The organism is Myxococcales bacterium (assembly GCA_016703425.1).
GTDB lineage: Bacteria > Myxococcota_A > Polyangia > Polyangiales > Polyangiaceae > JADJCA01.
On sequence record JADJCA010000001.1, the window covers coordinates 356,543 to 376,878 of the forward strand.

The 20,336-nt window shown below is 67.4% G+C and carries 16 protein-coding genes and 1 pseudogene; 7 read left to right on the forward strand and 10 right to left on the reverse strand.

Annotation, left to right across the window (positions count from 1 at the left end):
• Positions 1 to 39 precede the first annotated feature (39 nt).
• Positions 40 to 1,443, forward strand: coding sequence for an ATP-grasp domain-containing protein (locus tag IPG50_01500; protein ID MBK6690878.1), 1,404 nt, complete (start codon positions 40 to 42; stop codon positions 1,441 to 1,443).
• 9 nt (positions 1,444 to 1,452) lie between these two features.
• Here the strand turns inward: IPG50_01500 and IPG50_01505 are convergent, their stop codons facing one another.
• From IPG50_01505 to IPG50_01525, 5 genes are all read right to left on the reverse strand, one after another.
• Positions 1,453 to 2,775 (reverse strand): insulinase family protein, encoded by a 1,323-nt coding sequence (locus IPG50_01505; GenBank protein ID MBK6690879.1) that lies wholly within the window; start codon positions 2,773 to 2,775, stop codon positions 1,453 to 1,455.
• Positions 2,772 to 4,073: an insulinase family protein gene (locus IPG50_01510; protein ID MBK6690880.1), complete on the reverse strand. Its 1,302-nt coding sequence runs from the start codon at positions 4,071 to 4,073 to the stop codon at positions 2,772 to 2,774. The genes IPG50_01505 and IPG50_01510 overlap by 4 nt, the downstream gene beginning before the upstream one ends.
• Before the next feature lie 95 nt (positions 4,074 to 4,168).
• Complete coding sequence (locus IPG50_01515) at positions 4,169 to 6,013, reverse strand: hypothetical protein (protein MBK6690881.1); 1,845 nt, start codon at positions 6,011 to 6,013, stop codon at positions 4,169 to 4,171.
• Between the two features lie 75 nt (positions 6,014 to 6,088).
• Positions 6,089 to 7,894, reverse strand: coding sequence for an elongation factor 4 (gene lepA, locus IPG50_01520; GenBank protein ID MBK6690882.1), 1,806 nt, complete (start codon positions 7,892 to 7,894; stop codon positions 6,089 to 6,091).
• A gap of 122 nt (positions 7,895 to 8,016) precedes the next feature.
• The gene (locus IPG50_01525; GenBank protein ID MBK6690883.1) at positions 8,017 to 8,307 is read right to left on the reverse strand and encodes a ribbon-helix-helix domain-containing protein; all 291 of its coding nucleotides are present in this window, start codon (positions 8,305 to 8,307) and stop codon (positions 8,017 to 8,019) included.
• Positions 8,308 to 8,609: 302 nt separating this feature from the next.
• Between IPG50_01525 and IPG50_01530 the strand changes: the two genes are divergently transcribed.
• From IPG50_01530 to IPG50_01545, 4 genes and pseudogenes are all read left to right on the forward strand, one after another.
• Positions 8,610 to 9,428 (forward strand): hypothetical protein, encoded by an 819-nt coding sequence (locus tag IPG50_01530; protein MBK6690884.1) that lies wholly within the window; start codon positions 8,610 to 8,612, stop codon positions 9,426 to 9,428.
• Positions 9,428 to 10,123 (forward strand): hypothetical protein, encoded by a 696-nt coding sequence (locus tag IPG50_01535; GenBank protein MBK6690885.1) that lies wholly within the window; start codon positions 9,428 to 9,430, stop codon positions 10,121 to 10,123. The genes IPG50_01530 and IPG50_01535 overlap by 1 nt, the downstream gene beginning before the upstream one ends.
• A gap of 10 nt (positions 10,124 to 10,133) precedes the next feature.
• Positions 10,134 to 11,245, forward strand: a pseudogene (locus IPG50_01540) (rRNA pseudouridine synthase).
• Between the two features lie 228 nt (positions 11,246 to 11,473).
• Positions 11,474 to 12,400 carry a PilZ domain-containing protein gene (locus IPG50_01545; GenBank protein MBK6690886.1) on the forward strand — a complete coding sequence of 309 codons (927 nt, stop codon included), beginning with the start codon at positions 11,474 to 11,476 and terminating at the stop codon, positions 12,398 to 12,400.
• 3 nt (positions 12,401 to 12,403) lie between these two features.
• On the opposite strand, the gene IPG50_01550 is transcribed toward IPG50_01545, so the two are convergent.
• The 5 genes from IPG50_01550 to IPG50_01570 form a co-directional block, all read right to left on the reverse strand.
• Positions 12,404 to 15,349, reverse strand: coding sequence for a prolyl oligopeptidase family serine peptidase (locus IPG50_01550; protein MBK6690887.1), 2,946 nt, complete (start codon positions 15,347 to 15,349; stop codon positions 12,404 to 12,406).
• Positions 15,349 to 16,707, reverse strand: a complete 1,359-nt coding sequence (locus IPG50_01555) for a 1-acyl-sn-glycerol-3-phosphate acyltransferase (protein ID MBK6690888.1) — start codon at positions 16,705 to 16,707, stop codon at positions 15,349 to 15,351. Before IPG50_01555 ends, IPG50_01550 begins: the two co-directional genes overlap by 1 nt.
• A complete protein-coding gene (locus IPG50_01560) occupies positions 16,704 to 17,174 on the reverse strand; it encodes a hypothetical protein (GenBank protein ID MBK6690889.1) in 471 nt (156 codons plus the stop codon). Before IPG50_01560 ends, IPG50_01555 begins: the two co-directional genes overlap by 4 nt.
• The gene (locus tag IPG50_01565) at positions 17,171 to 17,605 is read right to left on the reverse strand and encodes a hypothetical protein (protein ID MBK6690890.1); all 435 of its coding nucleotides are present in this window, start codon (positions 17,603 to 17,605) and stop codon (positions 17,171 to 17,173) included. The genes IPG50_01560 and IPG50_01565 overlap by 4 nt, the downstream gene beginning before the upstream one ends.
• A 95-nt stretch (positions 17,606 to 17,700) precedes the next feature.
• Entirely contained in the window at positions 17,701 to 18,081 is a 381-nt protein-coding gene (locus IPG50_01570) for a hypothetical protein (GenBank protein MBK6690891.1), read from the reverse strand.
• A gap of 100 nt (positions 18,082 to 18,181) precedes the next feature.
• On the opposite strand from IPG50_01570, the gene IPG50_01575 reads away from it, so the two are divergent.
• Both IPG50_01575 and IPG50_01580 read left to right on the forward strand, forming a co-directional pair.
• A complete protein-coding gene (locus IPG50_01575; GenBank protein ID MBK6690892.1) occupies positions 18,182 to 19,510 on the forward strand; it encodes an aminopeptidase P N-terminal domain-containing protein in 1,329 nt (442 codons plus the stop codon).
• 240 nt (positions 19,511 to 19,750) lie between these two features.
• Positions 19,751 to 20,332: a tyrosine-type recombinase/integrase gene (locus tag IPG50_01580; protein ID MBK6690893.1), complete on the forward strand. Its 582-nt coding sequence runs from the start codon at positions 19,751 to 19,753 to the stop codon at positions 20,330 to 20,332.
• Positions 20,333 to 20,336 lie beyond the last annotated feature (4 nt).

Here is a 20,336-nt window from a genome sequence, read left to right on the forward strand (position 1 = left end):
GAGCGTGACGACGCCTCGCTGCTTTGATACGCGGGGCACATGCCCCTCTTCGACAAGGTTCTCGTAGCCAACCGCGGCGAGATCGCGCGCCGGGTCATCCGCACCTGCCGCCGCCTCGGCATCAAGACCGTGGCCATCCACTCGGAGGCCGATGCGGGCGCTCCGCACACCGAGGAGGCCGACGAGGCGGTGCTCGTGGGCCCCGCGCCGGCAAAAGACTCCTACCTAAACGTGCCGGCGATCCTCGAGGCCATCGACCGCACGAAGGCCACGGCGGTCCACCCGGGCTACGGATTCTTGAGCGAGCGCTCCGCCTTCGCCCGCGAGGTCCTGGCGCGCGGCGTCACGTTCATCGGCCCACCGCCCGACGTCCTCGACGCCTTCGGCGACAAGATGAAGGCGCGCCACGTGGCGCACGCCGCTGGGACTGCGCCGGTCCCGGGGACGCTCGAGCCCATCGGCATCGACACGCCGGAGGAACTCGTGAGCGCGCGCGCCGAGGCCAACCGCATCGGCTTTCCCATCGTGGTCAAGGCCGTGGGCGGCGGCGGCGGCATTGGCATGCAGGTCGTTCGCGAAGAAGCGGCCCTGGACCGCGCCCTCAAGAGCTGCTCCGACCGCGGCAAGGCGTCCTTCTCCGATGCGCGCGTTTACATGGAGCGCTACGTCTCGTCGCCGCGGCACGTCGAGGTCCAGGTGTTTTGCGACCGGCACGGCAACGGCTACACGCTCGGCGAGCGCGAGTGCAGCTTGCAGAGGCGCCACCAAAAGATCCTCGAAGAGAGCCCCTCGGCGGCCGCCTTCTTCGAGGGCGAGGCAGGCGCCGCGCGCCGCGCGAAGTTCCTCGAATCAGCGCTGCGAGTCATGAAGAGTGTCGGGTACGTCGGCGCAGGCACCTGCGAGTTTATCGCCGACGCCGACGGCAACATCTACTTCCTGGAGGTCAACGCGCGGCTTCAGGTCGAGCATCCCGTGACCGAGATGGTGACCGGCCTCGACCTCGTCGAGCTCCAGCTCCGGGTCGCCGCTGGCGAAGCCTTGCCCGATCTCAAGGCTGTGCGACCCAACGGGCACGCCATCGAGGTTCGCATCTACGCCGAGGATCCGGCCAAGGGCTTCATTCCGAAGCCCGGCGCCATCGACGAGCTGGTCTGGTGCGACGGCGCCGGCGAGGTCCAATCGCCGCGGCTTCGCGTCGAATCGGGCGTTCGCGCCGGTTCCAAGATCACGCCGTTCTACGATCCGATGATCGCGAAGCTCGTGGCTTGGGGCGAAGACCGCGCGCGCTCCATCGACGAACTCGACCGCGCCCTCGCCGGCACCCGCATCGCTCCGGCCACGACCAACATTGCGTTCTTGCGCAACGTGCTCGCGAGCGCTGAGTTCCGATCGGGTCAGTACGACACGACCTTCGCCGAGGCCTTTGCCAAGCGCCCCGGCTGACGAACCTGTTTACAGCGTGTCGAAGGGCACGACCGTCGTCTCCGAGAGCCGCGGGATCGCATCTTGAATAGGCTTCAAGATGTCCTTCGCGGTCCCCACGACAACGAACAGCAAGCTCTCGGGATCGAGGCGGCGCTGCACCGCCTCTCGCGCGGCGTCCACCGTCACCGCGTCGACGTGGGCCGTGTGGCTCGAGTAATAGTCGGCGGGCAATCCGTAGAGATCCACGTCCAGCGCTTGGTGAACGCGCTTGTGCGGCGTGTCGATCTCGAAGGCGTAGGAACGCGTCAGGTACTTCTTAATGAAGCCGAGCTCGCGAGCCGTGATGCCGTCCTTGACGAAAGCCTCGAAGAGCTCGAGCTCGAGGGCAATGCACGCCGCCGCGTCGGTGGCCGCGGGAAAGGTCCACATGCTGAAGGATTGGCGTCGACGGTCGATGCCGAGCCGTGACGAGGCCCCGTAGGACCAGCCTCGCTTCGACCGAACCTCGCGCATGAGGCGCGACGTGAAGGTGCCGCCGAAGACCGCGTTGGCGATGAGGAGCGGCACGTGATCGGGATCCGTGGCCGACGTCCCGAGGGTGCCGATGAGGATTTGCGTCTGCGTGCGCTCCGGCTTGTCGACGAACACGAGTCGACGGCCGGCGACCTTCGGAGGCTCAGGCGTCTCGATGAGTGTTGGCTCGCCGGCGGGCAGTCCCCGGAGGAGGCGAGTCGCCGCCGCGACGGCCGTCGCCTCGTCGACGTCGCCGGAGAACGTCACCATGGCGTTCTTTTGACGGAAGTGCTGGCCGTGGAGCGCGCGCGCCTCGGAGGCCGTGATGGCGGCCACCGACTCCGGCGTCCCCGAAGCGAAGCGCCCGTAGCCGTGGTTCGGGAACATGGCCCGTCGAAACGCGCGCTGCGCCAGCGAGCGGTCGTTGTCGCGCGCCTCAACGAGCTCCGCGACGGATTCGCGTCGGAGCTTGGCGGCTTCGTCCTCGAAGAACGTCGGTGACGCGAGGAGGGTGCCTGCGAGCTCCACGAACGGGTCGAGACTCCGCCGGATGACCTGCCCTCCGAAGGAGAATGAAGAGCTCGCCGCATCGACGCCGATCTCGCTCCCGAGCCGATCGATGGCGTCCTCGATGTCCGACGACGAGAGCGCGCCGGCGCCGCGACGGAGCATGCGACCGGCGTACCGGTAGAGTCCCTCGCGGCCCTCCGGGTCGTAGAGCGCGCCAGTGCGCAGGGCGACGGTGATCGCCACCAGCGGAACCAGATGGGACTCCTCCAAGAGCAGCGTCGCGCCGCCCTCGAGTTCAACGCGCCGCGTGCCTGCTTTTGAGCTCATTCGTTGCCTTCCGAGCCGTCCGGAATGACGCGCACGATGGTTCGTTGTCCGAGCAGGGTGCGGCGCATGGCGGCGCGGAGCTCGCTCGCCGTCACGTGCCGCGTCTCTCTCAGCCGGCGAAACACGGCGCTCGGGTCGCCAAGAACCGTTTCGTAGAAGCCGATGGTCTCGGCTTTACCCGACGCAGTGTCGAGCGACTGAAGGAGCCCAAGCTCGAGGCGGGCCTTTGCGCGCGCGAGCTCGTCGTCGGTAACGAGCTCGCGGCTCACGCGCTCGATCTCCTTGTCGAGGGCCGCGAGGGCCACGTGCGAATCGACGCCCGGCCTCGCCGTCACGTGCATCTCGAAGAGGCCGGGGTCGCGAAAGGTCGAGACCCAACCGCGCACATCGCTAGCCAGCTCGGCGCCTTGCACGAGCGCTCGGTGCGCGCGCGACGCGCGGCCGCCGAAGAGAATTTCGCTGAGCAACGTCAGTGGAACGTGATCGGCGTCGCCTAAGGCAGGACCGTGATAGCCGAGGTACAGCTTCTCGGAGGCCGTGGGCTTCTTGAGCTCAACGAGTCGCGCGTCCGTTTGCGGCGGCTCGGGCTCGTAGTCTTCGGCGGGGATCTCGGCGCGCGGGATGGCGCCGTAGGCGCCTTCGATGCGCGAGAGCACGTCGGCCTCGCGAACGTCACCCACGACAATCACGGCGGCGTTGTTGGGCGCGTAATACGTTCGATAAAACGCGGCGCAGTCCTCCGGCGTGAAGCCCTCGATGTCGCTCATCCAGCCGATGGTCGGCCAGTGATACGGGTGCTTCCGAAAGGCTGTCTTGTAGAGGAGCTCCGAAGCCGCCCCCTCGACGTCGTCCTCGACTCGGTAGCGCCGCTCGTTGGCGACGACCTCCTTCTCGCTGTCCACCTGAGGCGTACGCAACACGAGACGCGCCATGCGCTCCGACTCGAGCTTGACCGCGAGTGCGAGCCGGTCCTTGGGCAAGGCCTCGTGGTAGTACGTCCAGTCGACCCACGTGGCGGCGTTCGATTCGGCTCCGCTCTCTTCCAGCTTGCGATCAAACTCACCGGCCTTCATCGACTCGGTCTCGTTGAACATGAGGTGTTCGAAGAGGTGTGCAAGGCCCGTCTTCCCCGGCTTTTCGTGCCGCGAACCGACGCCGAACCACGTGTGGTAGCTCACCACGGGCGCGCTCTTGTCAACGAGGATGAGCACCCTGAGACCGTTGCCGAGGCGGTAGCGTTTGACGGCGCCAGCGCCGAACGGAAAGGCTTCTTCGAAAGTCGCGCTGCTTGTGGCCATATCGCTGGGGGGTCCTCGTGCCTCGGTTCGCGAGCACCGTATCGCACCACTCGCGGTTCAAGAAGCAGGGAACCCGCCGCCGCCGTCTCGCCGGCTCAAATGGCCGTCGCGTCGACCACGTGCAAGGCACCGCCGCGCCACAGCCACAGGTTTGCGCCCACGAGGATCGCCGTGGCGGCTTCCGTCACGCCGTCGGTGCCCACGACCCGACCACCGACGCGGGCGAGGCGCGTCGGACGCGTCTCGCCGGCCACCGAGTAGAAGACGGGCTCACCGCCGACGGCAGCAATGACTCCGCCTTCGGTGGCGAACAGGACGCCGCCCACAGTGCCGCGCAGGCCGTGCAACGCTCGCGGTTTGCCGCGCTCGACTTGGAACGCGTCGGCCCGCTGGGGCAGCGGGACCGGCTTGGGCGTGCCGGCTTCATCGAGTGAGAGGACGCGCCCGTCGCGGGTCAAGACGAGCGTCTGGCCGCGCCATGCGTCTAGATCCAAGAGCGGGGCCTCGATGAGTTGATCCTCGTCGATCGGCTGCCACCGTCGACCGTCGAAGCGAGCGACAGCCCCCATGCCATCGTCGAGGACGAGCATCGACAGGCCCGTGCCGTCGGGTGCAAGCGCCGCGATCACCTCGGACGTCGCGAGCTTCGCGTCGGGGACGAACGGCGCGAACTTGGTGCCATCAAACTCGAGCAACGCGCCGGCGCCCCAAACGAGGATCCGCTGGCCATCGCCGCCAATTCCGTACCAGGCCGTGCGCCCGGCTGTGGGGCGCTTCAGGGGAAAGGCCCTCGCCTCGCCGCCGGAAAAGCGAATGGCGGTACCTTCCTGACTCAAGCCCCAGGCGGCCCCATCGTCCGTGACGTAAATGTCGGCAAGAGGGTCTGGCACCTCTCGAAGCTCGGCCAGCGCGCCGCGCTCGACGTGCACCACGCAGCTACCGCCGCGCATCGAAGGCGTCCGACCGAGCACGAAGAAGTCGTCAACGGAGCGGCCGCTAGCGGCACGGAAGACGAGGCGCATCGAGGGGAGGCCGTGGAGGTCGACGGTCCCGCGTTGCACGAGCGCAGGCTCGCGCGGCGCCGCGCGCAGATCGCGCACCGAGTCGCCGTCGGCTCGCCGGCGTGGGTCGCGAAAGAAGTCTTGGTCCCGGAACTGACGCAACCAGCGGAAGACTTGCGCCGCTTCAAACACGTAGATGCCGGTGCGAACGGACGCGGCCACGGTGAACTCGTCAAGGTTCAGCGTGAGGGACGCCTTGCCGCTCGAATCGAAGAGCCGATTGACGGCTCCGCGAACCTCGTCGGCGAGCTCTTTGCCTAGGAGCCCCTCGACGGCGTCGACATCGCCCGTCTCGAGTCGCCCCATCACCGGATCGTCAAACGAGAAGCCGAGGTCGATCAAGAGCTGGCGCAGTGAGTCGGGAATCGACGCGGCGCGGGTGATGTTCTCCTCGCGGTCGTCCGCGACCTGATCGAGCCACTCTCCGAAGCTAGGGGCCGCGAAGCGAGACGCGCCGCCCGTGTGTTCGACGATGCCCAACTCGCCGCGCGTGTCGCGAATGTGCCGATCGAAACAGACGAGCAGTCCCGGCGCTTCGCAGAAGGGCAGGAGGCGCGTCTCGTCGCCCCCTTCCGCCGCAAGCACCACCAGCGCCGAGCGCATTTGCGCCGCCGTCAGGAGCCGCTCGGGGGCCCCAATGGCGCTCGTGACATCCATCGTGGCGAGGTAGCTCGGCGGCAGCGGTTGTCCCAAGACACGGTCGCGCTCGAGCAGCTCTTTCGGATCGACGGGCGGCCCCATCCGCCCGAGATGACCGGTCCGCTTGAGGAGCGCGCGAATGCGGTCCAGCGCGGAGGCGGCCACCTTCGCCGGGTCAACGCGACCGGTACGAGGGGTCTTCTTGGTCGGCGACGAGCGCCTTCGAAGGGGCTTCTTCAAGCGGACCCCACCACGGTAACAGACAAGAGGCCGGCTTACGAAACCCAGCCTGCGCGCGGGCCTGCACCCGCCGCGTCAGGAGTCGACCTTCAGAATCGCGAGGAACGCCTTCTGGGGAATCTCGACGCTGCCCACCTGCTTCATGCGCTTCTTCCCCTCCTTCTGCTTCTCGAGGAGCTTGCGCTTGCGCGAAATGTCGCCGCCGTAACACTTCGCCGTGACGTCCTTGCGGAGGGCGCGGACCGTTTCGCGAGCGATGATCTTGCCGCCGATGGCCGCTTGGATGGCCACCTCGTATTGCTGTTGCGGAACGAACTCCTTCAGCTTCTCGGCCAGGCCTCGGCCACGGTTGTAGGCGCGCTCCTTGTGGACAATGATCGACAGCGCGTCGACGGGCTCTCCGTTGACCATGAGGTCCACGCGAACCAGATCGCCAGGCTGATACCCGACAACCTCGTAGTCCATCGAGGCGTAGCCGCGCGAGATGCTCTTCAGCTTGTCGTGAAAGTCGAAGAGCACCTCGGCGAAGGGGAGCTCGTAGGTGATGATCACGCGATCGGCGCTCGCGTACTGCATTCCCTTCTGGACGCCGCGCTTGTCTTGGCAAAGCGAGAGCACCACGCCGACGTAGTCGCTGGGTACGTGAATCGTCATCTTGACGATCGGCTCTTCGATGCGCTCGATGAACTGCGTCGACGGCAGCTTCGCAGGGTTTTCCACGCGCAGCACCGTGTTGTCGGTCTTGTAGACCGAGTACACGACGCTCGGCGCCGTCGTGATGAGGTCGAGATTGAACTCGCGCTCGAGCCGCTCCTGGATGATCTCCATGTGGAGTAGACCCAAGAACCCACAGCGAAAGCCGAAGCCGAGCGCCTCGGAGGAGTCGGGCTCGAAGGTGAACGCTGCGTCGTTGAGGTTCAGCTTCTCGAGCGCGTCGCGCAGCGCCGGGTAGTCGGAGCTGTCGGTCGGACAGACGCCCGCGAAGACCATGGGCTTCACTTCTTTGAAGCCCGGGAGCATCTCGCTGGCCTGCTTGCCGGTGTGGGTTACCGTGTCGCCGACCTTCGTGTCGTGGACGCTCTTGATGTTCGCGGCGAGAAAGCCGACCTCTCCCGGGCCGATCTCATCGAGGGCGACAGGGAACGGTTGGAACGTCCCCAACTCGGTGACCTCGTAGTCGCTCTTGGTCGCCATGAAGCGAATCTTGTCGCCGCGCCTTAGGGTTCCATCGACGACGCGCACCATGACGACGGCACCGCGATAGCTGTCGTACCAAGTGTCGAAGATGAGCGCGCGCAGCGTCGCCGCGGGGTTGCCGCGCGGCGCCGGGACCTTCGCCACGATCTGCTCGAGGATGTCGGGAACACCGACGCCGGTCTTGCCGCTGCACGAGACAGCGTCGCTGCAGTCGAGGCCAACGACCTGCTCGATCTGTTCTTTCGTCCGCTCGACGTCGGACGAAGGGAGGTCGACTTTATTAAGTACGGGGATGATCTCGAGGCCCTGGTCGATGGCGAGATAGACGTTCGCCAGCGTCTGCGCCTCGGCGCCCTGGGTCGAGTGGACCACCAAGATCGCGCCTTCACACGCCGAGAGGGACCGCGACACTTCGTAGTTGAAGTCGACGTGACCCGGCGTGTCGATGAGGTTGAGCTGGTAGACCTCGCCGTCCTTGGCCTGAAACCGGAGCCGCGCGTGCTGAGCCTTGATGGTGATCCCGCGCTCGCGCTCGATGTCCATCTTGTCCATGAACTGATCGCGCTGTTCGCGCTGCGTCAGCGCGCCGGTGACGTCGAGGATGCGATCGGCCAGCGTGGATTTTCCGTGGTCGATGTGCGCGATGATCGAAAAATTGCGAATCTTGGGCTGCGGCGTGGACACGGGGCCTGGCGTTCTCTGAATCGGAGGTGGGGCGGACGTCCAGCTACTTCAAGCAGACGCGCGCGACGATGACAACCATCAGCTGTTCGCGACGGGGTTTCCGACCGCGCCGTCCAGGGCCGTCAGCCGCCCGCCTTCTTGACGGGGCCATCACCCTCGTCGCGCGGCCGACGCTCCTCGGCGGTCCGCTCACGTCGCAGGTTCGACGATGACTCGCGCTCTGCCGTCGCGGGTCGCGGTGCATCGAGCGGCAGCTGGCCGGGAAGGACGTGCGCGTAGTGCCGAAGCACGAGGTCGATGCCTTCGCGAATGTAGACGGCGACGGGCACCTTCGTGCGCTCGTGCAAGAGCTTGAGCTTGTCGTTCTGCTCCGGCGTTACGTAGATGGTCGTCGAAATCTTCTTACGAGACATCGTCGTACCGTCCTGCCGAGTGTCGCGCCAAGCCCATCGTTCGCATCGAACGAACATACAATACGTGAACATACGTGACCGTTCAAGGGGGGAGGCCGCTCGATGGCATCGATGTGGCCGGGATTCCTTGTGATTATTGTGGAGGGCCAAGTTCACGCTGAGCGTCGCTTCGCGCTGGAATTTTCCTCCGTTAGGGGCCCGTGCGCACCAAAACGCGGGCCCCCTGGCCCTGGCTGCCCCCGCCAAAAGGGAAAAGAGGTGCTTGCAGGCGAGCCGCGCGGGTCGGTATCGTGCCAACACTCATGGATCGCACGCACGTTCTCCTCCCTCGCCCCTCGGCGGCGGTCGCTTTGCTGGGGGCGTTGCTCCTGGCCGGATGTGGAAGCTCGGACCTCTCGGTGTCGACCGGTGGGGGGGGAGCGCAGGCGCCCGTTCGCTCGACGGCCATCCAGCACGAGCCCTGCGAGGGCAGCAACGTCGACGCTGTCGACGTGAACGGCGACGGCAAGGCCGACATTCGCCGAGTGCTGGCCGGCGGCAAGGAGATGTGCCGCGTCACCGATTTGAACCGGAACGGCAAGCCGGACCTCTTCCAGTATTTCGACGCGTCGGGCACCTTGCGCCGCCGCGAAGCCGACTACGACGAGAGCGGCGTGGTCGATGCCATCGAGTACTTCGAAGGCGGCAAGTTGGCGCGCGTCGAATACGACACGCTCGCGCACCACAAGATCGACACCTGGGACTTTTACGATACGGCCAGCGGCAAGCTGGTGCGGCGCGAGCGCGATACGCGCGGCAGCGGCAAGGTCGATCAGTGGTGGACCTGGGAAGGCGAGAAGGTCACCGTCGCGTTTGACCGCAACGGCGACGGTCAGCCCGATCCGTCTGACACCATTGGCGGCGATGCGTCCCGCGCCGACGGCGGAGCGCCGACCTCGCCCGCGGCGTCCAACGTCGCCGTCGCTGACGCCGGAGCGCCCAGCGCCGCACCGCTGCCGGTACCTGCGCCGGCACCGGCAGCCGCCGGATCGGCGACGCCCGCAAAGGCCGACCCGGGCAAGGCCGCTCCGAAGGCCACCGACAAGCCAGCGGCGCCGGCGCCGAAGGGGAAGGGCAAGTGATGAAGCGATTGTTCGTGCGCTACTCAGCCGTAGCAGCCCTCGCGCTCGTGGCCGCTTGCGGGGGACAACCCGCGCCGAAGACCGCCACCGTGACCCCCGGCGGGTCGAAAGATCCGAGCAACTGGCCGAAAGACGATCGGTCGATGTGCGATTGGCGCAACAAGCCTGAGCTCGACCACGTGGAGACGTCGGGGCCCGGCGCCGTGAAGCCCAATGTCCGACGCATCTACCGCACCTTCGGCGAGGCCGACTCGCGCCACCGCGTGCTCGTGTGCCGCGAGATCGACACGAACCTCGACGGCATCAAGGACGTCGTCCGCACGTTCAACAACAAGGGCGAGGCCCTCCGCGAAGAGGCCGACACCAACTACGACGGCCGCGTTGACGTGTGGATCTCGTTCGTCCAGGGCCGACTCGCTGAAGAGAACCTCGACACCAACGCTGACGGGCGGCCCGACGTTTGGAAGGCCTACACCAACGGCACCCTCGCCCGCATCAAGCGCGATCGAAACGGCGACGGCAAGCCCGACGTCTGGGAGATCTACACGCGCGGACGCCTTGAGCGCATGGGCCTCGACGAGACCATGGATGGCCACGTCGACCGTTGGGACCGCGATCAGCTGCACTTGGCGCAAGTCGAGGAAGCAGAGCGCCAAGCCCGCGAGCAAATGGGCGCAGACGCCGGAGCGCGCTGATCGCGCCTCCATGACCGTTCAACGCCTCCAGAAGATCCTCGCCCGTGGCGGCTTGGCGTCACGGCGAGCCGCCGAAGAGCTCATCACCAGCGGTCGCGTTCGCGTCAACGGTCGCATCGTCAAGGAGCTCGGCTCCAAGGCTGATCCGACGACCGATCGCATCGAAGTCGACGGCAAACGGGTCGTCGCCGAGGAGTTCGCCTATTACGCGCTGCACAAGCCGCGCGGCGTCGTTTCCACGCTGAGTGATCCCGAGGGTCGGCCCACGGTGGCGGAGATGCTGTCGCCTCTTGGCGCTCGCGTCTATCCCATCGGGCGCCTCGACTTCGCGACGAGCGGGATCCTGCTGGCGACGAACGACGGCGATTTGCCAACGGACTCCTCCATCCCAAAAAGAAGGTCCCCAAGACCTACGTCCTCAAGGTCTCCGGCGAGATGGGAAACGAGGACATTGAGGTCTGGCGCCGCGGCGTGAACCTCGAGGACGGCAAGACTCTCCCCGCTGCCGCCAAGCTGCTCCGTCACGAAGGCGGCAAGACCTGGCTCGAGATCACGATCTTCGAAGGACGGAACCAACAGATTCGGCGCATGGGCGAAGCGACCGGCTTCCCCGTGATGCGCCTCGCCCGGACGGCCTTCGCCGGCGTGACGTCCGAAGGCCTCGCTCCCGGCCGCGTTCGTGCGCTGACGCGCGACGAGCTGACACTGCTCAAGAAGGAGTACGGGGTGCCGAAGCGCATTCGCTCGACCGACGAGGTGGACTCGTCGCAGCGCGCGCGCCGCACGCCGGCGCGGTCCACCAAGAAAGCCCCTCACACCGACACGAACGAGCGCCCGGGGCGGGGCCCCCGCGGAGCGAATCGCGGCACTCGCGAAGGGGCACGTCCCGCCGCGGGCGGCGAGACACCTCGCTATGGCGGCGGCTCGCCGGGGCGGCGGAGCTACGAGGTCCGCCAAGATTGGGGTGGCGGTTCGAGCCGGGGTCGTTCGAGTCCCGCCGAGGGCCCCACCGAGGAGCGGCCGCCGGGGCGGGGAGGGCGCACGCGGACCACGGGTACCGGTGGTGGCATCGGCGCTGGCGCCGGCGACTTCTCGATGCGAGGCAAGCGGCGCGGACGTTGACCCTAGGACGTGTCGCGCCAGCGGGTGCGATACGTCGGACCGACCTCGTCCACGTGTACCCGGCGTGCGTACACGAACCACTCGGTCGCAGGAAAATGCAGTGACCAGGCTTTCCTTTGCAGCGAAAGCGGACGCGCTCGGTCATAGAAGAAGGGCCTCGCGCGTCCCTTTTGCGTCCCCGTTAAGGGGCCTAGGTCGACTTCCCAAACGCGAACAGGTGCAGCACGCATGTCTCATCGACCGCAGAAGAAGATCGTGGCCGCGCGCCAGCTGGGCCCGCGCGCCCGCGGCATGTCGGGCACGCACGCGCTCGACCTCCCGATGGGCTCCGGCGAATACCGGGCCGTTCGTGGTGACGATGAAGGTCACGAGTTCCTCGCGCGCGAGCGCGAGCTCCCCGTCGCCGCGCCGCGCGTTTGCGACACCGTGCGGCTACGCGGCCAGCAAGGTAGCGGGGTCATTCACCTCGTCGACGGTGAGGTGGCTTGGGTCAGCACGACGGGCTTTGGCCTCCCGAGCTTCGCGCGTCGGCTGATCGACGGCGAAATCGTCGGCGCTCACGAACTCGACCTCGTGCTCGCGCTCTGCAAGGCCGAGAAGCTGAATTTCATCGAGATGCTGTTGCGGCTCGAGCTAGCGGACGCCGGCGCGCTCTCCGCTGCGCTCTCCGACGACGTGCGGGCTCACATGAAGGCGCTCCTATCGATGCGCGAGGTAGAGGGAAGCTGGGAGCGGGGCAGCCTCAGCTTCTCGGGAGAACTCACCGTCCCCCTTGATGACGTCCTCAGCATGGACGAGCTCGAGCGCTGGGGCCTCATCATCGCCCACGTCGGCGGTTCGCTCGGCGAACGACGCGACGAGGAGCGCTTGCCACTCCACGCCATCGCGGGGGTCGATGCGCCGCGCGGCCACGTCCTCATGATGACGGAGAACATTTCGAGGGGCGGCGCGCTGCTCCGGTCGCCTTGCATCCTCGACATCGGTGACAAGATCATCGTCAAACTGACGGTGGGCGACGAGAAGCTGACCCTTCCTGGCACCGTCACTCGTTTCAGGCGCTGCGGCATCCGCGCGCCGCAGGCCGTGGGGGTTCGTTGGGGCGCCCTCGATGACGAGCAAGAGCGCGCCCTCGAGCGAGTCCTCGCTGGGCTCTGAGCGCTACATCTCGCCGTCGCTCGGCGACAGCCCCGCCTTCGCCGGCGACGCCGAGCTCTTCGCAAAGGGATCGACGAGGCCGCTCGGCGCGGCCCAGTCTCTCGTGAAGAAGCCGCCCGCGATGACGCTCGCGGAGCCGAGGATCATCTGGCCTCGAGCCGACTTGACCCGCTCGTCGTAAACCACGAAGTCGGGCAGTAGGTCGGGCAAGGACAACGCCCGGTAGGTGGCCAGCGCCGTCATCCCCGAAACGACGGCGACGTAGCGGTCCGGGCGCTTCGGGTTCGGAAAGACGAAGGCCGTGCCGGCGTCGCGCTCGCCGTTGGTGACGAGCCGCCCACCGACGCTGATCCCGCGCTCGTCGACCTGAATTGGAAGCTCCGACGCCAGCGCTCGCAAGACGAGGTTCGACCGCGCGGTGCCCACGAGAAAGAGGGGGCGCGAATGGCCAACCGGCTCGCCTCGCGCCACGAACTCGACGTCGCTCAGGATTGGGTACTGCACGTCGACACCGCCGCGCACTCGAGCGAACGCTCGCGCAACGTCCTCGTTAACGCGAGCCACCAGCGGATCGCTCGCGCCGTAGACGAACAGCAAGGGCTCGTGGAACACGTCGCGGAATGGCCCCGTTAGGGTGCCTTGCTTTCGCGGCGTCGCGGAGGCCGGTCGCACGCCCGCGGACCAGCGGCCGGCGTTCTTGTGGAAGGCGAGCGGCGCATCGCTCGCAACGTGGAACGTCTGCCCGTCGACGGTCACCGAGGTCGGGGCGGCCGGGTCGAGGAGCCGAGGGTCGCGCTCGAGTTCCAGGGCGCCGACGCCTCGCGTCGTCGCCGCGATGGAACGACGAGAGACGACGCGAGCGTCAACCTCAGCCCACGAGTCGGGTCGTTCTAGCTCACTCACCGTGACCCAGGCCGCGCGCCCGTCGCGCGTGCGCGCTGTGCGAAAGCGAACCGTGCGCGGGTGCTGGTCCCGGGCGTGAGCCATGAGCCACTTCGCGGCCTTGAGCTCTTCGTAGGTTGTTTGCCACACGTTGTGCCCGAGCTTGGGGGCCTCGAAGACGACGGGAAACTTGAGCGCCTCGTAGCGCTCCACCAAGACGCCGCTGTTCTCTACCGGCAAGTCCTCGGTCCCGTGAACGATGAACATGGGCGTGCGCGCACCATTTTCGGCCCACGACGCGTTCGACCGCTCCTCGGCGAGGAAGCGCTCCCATGGTCGCAGCGCCTTCCCGAGCACGTCTCGCCGAACGAAGACGCTGTGGTACCCGCAAAGCGGCGCCGCGGCTGCGAACCGGTCCGGCATCCGGAGCGCCAACGCCGCCGCGCCGATGCCGCCCATGGAGGGGCCCGTGACGCTTACGCGCCCGCGATCGATGGCGGGGTACAACTCGGTGACTTCGTCGACGACCCGCAGCACGTCGTCCTGACCCAAGTGGCGATACATCGTGTTGCCGTGGCCCGCCGGCGCCACGACGAACGCATCCAGCGGCGCGAGGCCGTCGGTGTGACGGTCTTCCCACTCTTGATCGCGCTTCGGATCGTCTCCGCCGAAGAACCAACGGAGCATCGCCATCGGTTTGCCGTTGAGACCGTGAAGCGCAACGATGAGCGGGTAGGACCGCTTGGTCCCTTCACGGTATCCCGGGGGCACGTAGAGGGCGTACGGCGAAAGCTCACCGTCGACAGGCGAGCGATAGGCCCGGCGGAGGAAGCCGGTGCGGCCCTCGAACGGATCACGGTTCGCCTCGAGGCGCGCCGCGACGCTCTCGAGGTCGCTCGCCTCGCGCAGCTGCGCGTCCTTGTCGTCGTCGCCGCGGCCCACGAGGTCGACGAGGCGGCGGCGTAAATGTTCAACGCTCGCGAAGCTGCCGCGGCGTAACCAGGGAGCATCGGACGGTGTCGCGGCCAGCGCAAAGAGCGCCCGCCGCGTCGCGGCGCGCGTCGCGCCGCGAGCCGGGAAGGGGAAGCGCCAACTTCGTCCCAGCACGTCCACCTCGACGCTGGCGAGTTGGTCCTCGGCGGCCTCCGCTAGCGGGCCCTCGAGCGCGGGGAGCGAGAGTTCCCACTCGCCGCGCGCCGCGGCCTTGGCCCCAAGCGGCACCGGCCCCGTCGACGCGAGCTCGCGCTCCCGCGTGACCACGCGGGCCACCATCGAGCCGACGACGTCGACCGGCGAGCCGTCAGGAAATCGCACGAGGACCTTCGGCTCGTAGCCCGAAGGGGTGAGGCCTCGGTCGACGGACACCTGCGCCGCGCGCTGCGCGAGCCGCTGTGCCTCCGCGGACTGGGCGCCTGGCAGCACCGCCACGACGCCGGCGGGGGCACGAAAGGTTTCGTCAACGAGCCGAGCCCTCAGCGTAAGGAGCCCACCGCCCTGCGAACGTACCTTCAGGACGACCCGGTGAGCGCCCCGCGAGAGGCGCAGCGGGACCTGATCCTCGTCGCCGGAGGCGAGCGGGGACTCGCGTGCATAGTGCACGCGTCCGTCCACGATGACCTGGAGCGCCTCTGCCCCTTGAAGGAGCAAGAACCCGCGTTGAGCCGTGCTCGCTTCAAGCAGGATGCCCGCGTAGGCCAGGTATTCGGCCTCACGCGGCCCGTTGCCGAGGCCCAAGGCGCCGCGGACGTCGACGCCGCTCGAACCGTCGCTCGCGACCGCGACGAAGGGCCTCCCTTCGACACCGACGGGCGCGCCAAGCGCTGGTGCGAGGCGTGCTTCGTCGAGCCCCGGAGGAACGAACGCGAGCTGCGGCGGCCGCGCCTTCATGCCCTTCTTCCCTTCGGCTTCGCGGAAGGGGCCAGCCACGAGCCAGGCGCCAAGGCGCCCTTCCACCGAAGGCGCCCAGCGAATCCCGGACACAGGCGCTTCCCCGGCCGCAAACGCGGGGCGCGCGGCCGCGGCGACGGCGAGCGACACGAGCAGTGGGGCCCAGCTTCGTTCGCGCATCACACCGCCTTGGCCGCGAGCAGGGCGACCCTGGCCTCTTCGATGGCTGAGACGGCGGCGCGCCTTAGGGCGACGACGTCGTGTCTCGACGGCCGTCGCTCCAGGGAGCCGTCCTCGAGCGCGTCGAGCCACCAGAGCGCTGGCAGCGGCGTCGTCCACACGAGGAAAATGGCGAGGAGCGGCCACATTCCCGGCAACCCGAACGCGAAGGCGACGCTCCAACCGCATGCCCAGAGGGGAAACACCCCGAGTCCGGCCACGAGCTTCAGCGTCGAGACGAGGTCGCCCTCGCCGCCAGCCCGCGCCGAGACCCAACGGGGAATGCGATAGGGCAACGCGTAGAGAAAGAAGCCGAGCGTCGCCAACGGCAGCACGAGCAACATGAGCCACGGGGCGACGCGACCCGCGCGCAGCGGAACGTTCGTCGACGTGACGTCTTGGTCGCTGAGTCCCTCGCGTTCGAGGACCGCGAAATAGGCAGCGGTCCGCTCCTTCACGGGGTCCACGAGAGCCGGTGCGTGAAGACGGAGCGCTCCCCCGGCGTCGCGAACCGCCCGAGCCAGCTCGGCAAAGCCTTCGAAGGAGGTCTCGCCGGCCTCGTGCGCCAAGAGTTCGGCGACCTGTTCGGTGAGCCGCCGCTCCTCCCAGTTGTCGGCGGTCACCAGCATTCGCGAGAGGTCCTCCTGAATCACGCGCGTGACCGCTTGCACGCGCTCCTCATCGGACAGCGAGGCGGGGGCCACCGACGCGAACGTGCGGGCGGGGCCATAAAACACAAGGACGCGGGACCGAAAGACATCCCGAGCCTCGAACTCGAGGCCCACCGCCTGAAAGCTGATCGTCGCCGGCGCGACGCCTTCGCCGCAGAGCATCATGCGGGCCGGCCCCGTTCGCAGCTTGACCAGCCCAGGCTCGTTGTGGCTCGTTCCTTCAGGGAAAATGAGGATATTTCCGCCGCGGGCCAGGTGATGCCCCACGGTCTTGAAGAGCTCGTCGTTCGCTCCACCGGCTTTCGTCGGATCGTCGCGGCGGCGCACGACGGGGACCGCACCGAGCGCGTCGAGCAGCGCCCCGAGGATCGGGATCTTCCAGAGCGGCGCTTTGGAGATGGGCGCGACCCGCGTCTCTGCCGTCGTGAGAACGAGCAGCGGATCGACGAGGCCGTTGACGTGATTCGGCAAGAGGACGCGGCCGGTAGCACCTCGAGGCACATCCCCGACGACGCTGATCTTGCGAAAATAGACGCGAGCGACCACGCGCAAGAGCGCCAGGATGCCGCGCCGGAGGGCGCTCTCCGTGGATCTCGCCGAAGCGCTGGCGCCGCGACCGGGCGCCGCGGAGCCCGCTGCGAGCGTCATCCCTTGGGAAGCGTCTGTGCGAGCGTCCGCGACTCGTCCTTGAAGAGAATCTCGATCTTGTTCGCATCGATGATTCGAGTCACCACGCCGTCGCCGAAGCGCGTGTGCTTGATGAGATCGCCCTCGCGGAACGTCTCGTGAATCGTGTACTTCCGGAAGTCAGCCACGGCGCGCCCGGTGACCGCCTTCTCCCAAGTGACCTCGCGCGTCACGCGCGCCTGCTCGGCCTTCGTGGCCGACGACATGCGCGGAGCCCGCGGCTCGGAGATGCCGCTCTTGGTGGAGCGCGGCGACGCAGCCTCCTTCTCCCCCGGCGGGCGAGCGCGAAAATTGTGATGCGAGCTGCAGGTCGAGCACTCCACGCGAACGGGCTTCGGCCCCACCATGGCGATGATGCGGTGGTTTAGAACCAGCCGGCACTTGGTGCACCAGCTGTCGACCTCTCCCCCGGTCTTGAGCGACTTCATTCTCGATTTCTCCGCTTTGCGTCTCGCTTGTTGACGAAGACGTCTGTCTTCACCTGGGGTTTTGGCAACGCCTCGGGATCGCCCTCCGCCTCGTGGTCCGCGGCCGCAGCCGAGGGCTCGTTGGGCGTGAAGCGAATCGTCGTGTTGACCTCAAACTGCACGCTCGTCAGCAGCTTCTGCAGATCGGCGGCGATGTTCGTCTGTTCGAGGAAGTCGCGAAACTCGTTCGCCACGACACGAAGAATCCCGTTCTTCGTCTCCTCCATTTGAGCAAAGAGGAGCTGGGCAACCTCTTTGGGCACCTTGCGATCGTGCATGAACTGCTTGATCGAGTCAGGCGCCTCGGTGGCCTTTTCGACCCCGATCTCGACGGCGCGCTTCAAGAGGTCTGGAATGACGCCCTCGAGCCGTCGCCGCTTGTCACCAGACATGGCCAGGGAATACCTGGCTCACGGCGCCGGGGTCAACGGAAGCCTGCGCGAAATCGCGGCGCCGGCCCGTGAGCACGAAGCCCGCAACGCGGCCGTCAGGCTGCGAGGATGCGCGCGACGCCGCGGGCGGCCCGCTCGAGGGCGGCGTCCAGCGCTGGCCCGGCGCGACGGCGTGCCGCGCGGGCGCAGAGCAAGACGTCCTGGCCGTCGATGCGGAGTGTCCGAAGCTCGACCTCGGTGCGCAAATTCGCGAAGCGGGAGGGCTCTTGGGCCGCCGCGTCCTCACGCAGGAGCGGAGCGTAGGCCGCCAATTCTTCGCATGCCGCCCACGCACCGACGCCGGCGACCATCACGCCCGACGCGTCGGCGAGGATCAACGTGTCGACGGAGGCGTCCTTTCGCGCCGTGGCGAGCTGATAGTGGAGCGCAACGAGAGGGTCCGAGCTGCGCTTCTGGCGGCGTTCTTCGAAATTCATGCCCCCGAAGAGTGCGCCATGTAGTCCCATGTAGGAAAACTTTCAGCAAGACCGTTCTCGCCACTTGACCGACCGCGGCGCATCGCCAAAGGTCGCCGCGATGAATTTCGAGGTATTCCGCCGCCGCCGGGCACGGCTGCTCGAGGCGCTGTCTGCTCCCGACTCTGGCGCCGCTTTGGGCGAGGCCCTCGTCGTGATGCCGTCATGGCCCGTGCAGATGCGCAACGGCGACGTTGAGCAGGAGTACCGCCAGGACTCGGATTTTTTCTATCTCTCCGGTTTCGCGGAGCCCGAAAGCGTCCTTGTTCTATCCACCCGCCACCGTAAGGCCACGTTGTTCGTTCGGCCCCGCGACCCTGAGCGCGAGATCTGGGACGGGCCTCGCGCCGGCGTCGACGGCGCCGTGGAGACGTTTGGCTTCGACGAGGCGTTTCCCGTCGCCGACTTCGACAAGGAGCTCGCGAGGCTGCTCGGCGACCATGCGCGGCTCGTGTATCGGCTTGGCCGCGACGCGGCGATGGACCGCCGAGTCCTCTCGACCCTCGAACGGCTCAAGTCCCGCTCGCGCACGGCAACGACGTATCCGCACGTCGTCGTGGATCCGGCCAGCCTGCTCGGTGAGATGAGGCTCCTCAAGGACGACGACGAAGTGGCGCGCATGCGCCGGGCCGCGACCATCTCCGGCGAGGCGCACGCGCGGGCCATGGCCATGGCGCGGCCGGGCCTCTTCGAATACGAGGTGGAGGCCGCCTTGATGGAGGCCTTCCGGCGCGGTGGCGCCGAGCGCCAGGCCTACGGCGCCATCGTGGGCTCGGGCGTCAACGCGACCATCTTGCACTACCGCTCGAACGACCGCCGCCTCGAAGACGGCGACCTCCTCCTCATCGACGCGGGGTGCGAGTTTGGGCACTACGCGAGCGACATCACCCGGACCTTCCCCGTCAACGGCACCTTCTCGCGCGAGCAGAGGGAGGTCTACGAGATCGTCCTCGAGGCGCAGCTTGCGTCGATCGAAAAGACCAAGCCCGGTGCGACCATCGACGCGATTCATCAAGCAACGGTCGAGAGCCTAACGAAGGGCCTCGTGCGCATCGGCCTCTTGACCGGCGAGGTGGAAAAGCTCGTGAGCGAAGAGGCTTACAAGCCGTTTTACATGCATCGCACAAGCCACTGGTTGGGCATGGATGTTCACGACGTCGGCGCGTATTTCCAAGGCGGCGAGCCGCGACCGCTTGCGGCGGGGATGGTCCTCACCGTCGAACCGGGTCTCTACATCGCGAAGGACGCAAACGTTCCTGCGGCGTATCGCGGCATCGGCGTTCGCATCGAAGATGACATCCTGGTCGGGCCCGACGGTCCCATCAACCTCACCGAGTCCGTCCCCAAGACCGTGGCCGACGTCGAGCGTGCGTGTCGCCAGAAGCTCTGACGGGCTGCGCGTTTCTTTGCGTCCCCGGCGCGCGCTGCTAGTCGAGAGGGGTGGACCTTGAGGCGGCGGTTCTCGCTTTTCTCACGCACCTCGAGACCGAGCGCCGCGTATCGGCTCACACGCTCGACGCCTACCGGCGCGACCTCGCCACGCTCGTTCGCTTCGTGGCCGCCCGCCGAGAGAAATCGGGCAGGCCCCCCCATCTAGACGACCTCGACGTGTACGTCTTGCGCGGGTGGCTTGGCGAGCTCTCGCGCACGCTGTCGGCGAGCAGTGTCGCCAAGGCGCCTCCGCGACCGCGCGATTCTCGAGGTGCTCTACGGATCCGGGCTGCGCGTTGGCGAGTTGGTACGGCTCGATGCCGCTGATGTCGACGATGGCCGAGGCGAGGTCCGCGTTTTGGGCAAGGGCAACAAGGAGCGCGTCGTTCCCCTAGGAACAGAGAGCCAGAAGGCGCTCCGCGCCTACCTCGAGGTTCGTCCGACGCTCCGCTCTCGCCGCAAAGAACCTGATCCCGTCGCGCTCTTCGTCAGTCACCGCGGGCATCGCATGACGCCGCGTGCGATGCAGAAGCTCGTGCGCGCTTGGGGCGCTGCGGGAGCGGGCCGAGCCGATCTCCACCCGCATGCGCTGCGGCACAGCTGCGCGACGCATCTCATGGACGGCGGCGCTGACCTCCGCGCCATTCAGGAACTTCTCGGACACTCGTCACTGTCAACGACGCAACGTTATACCCACGTGTCCGTCGAGCACCTCCTCAAGGCCTACGACGCTGCGCATCCGTTGGCCAAAAGCGCCGCGTCCAAAGCCGTCAAGCGGTGAGTTG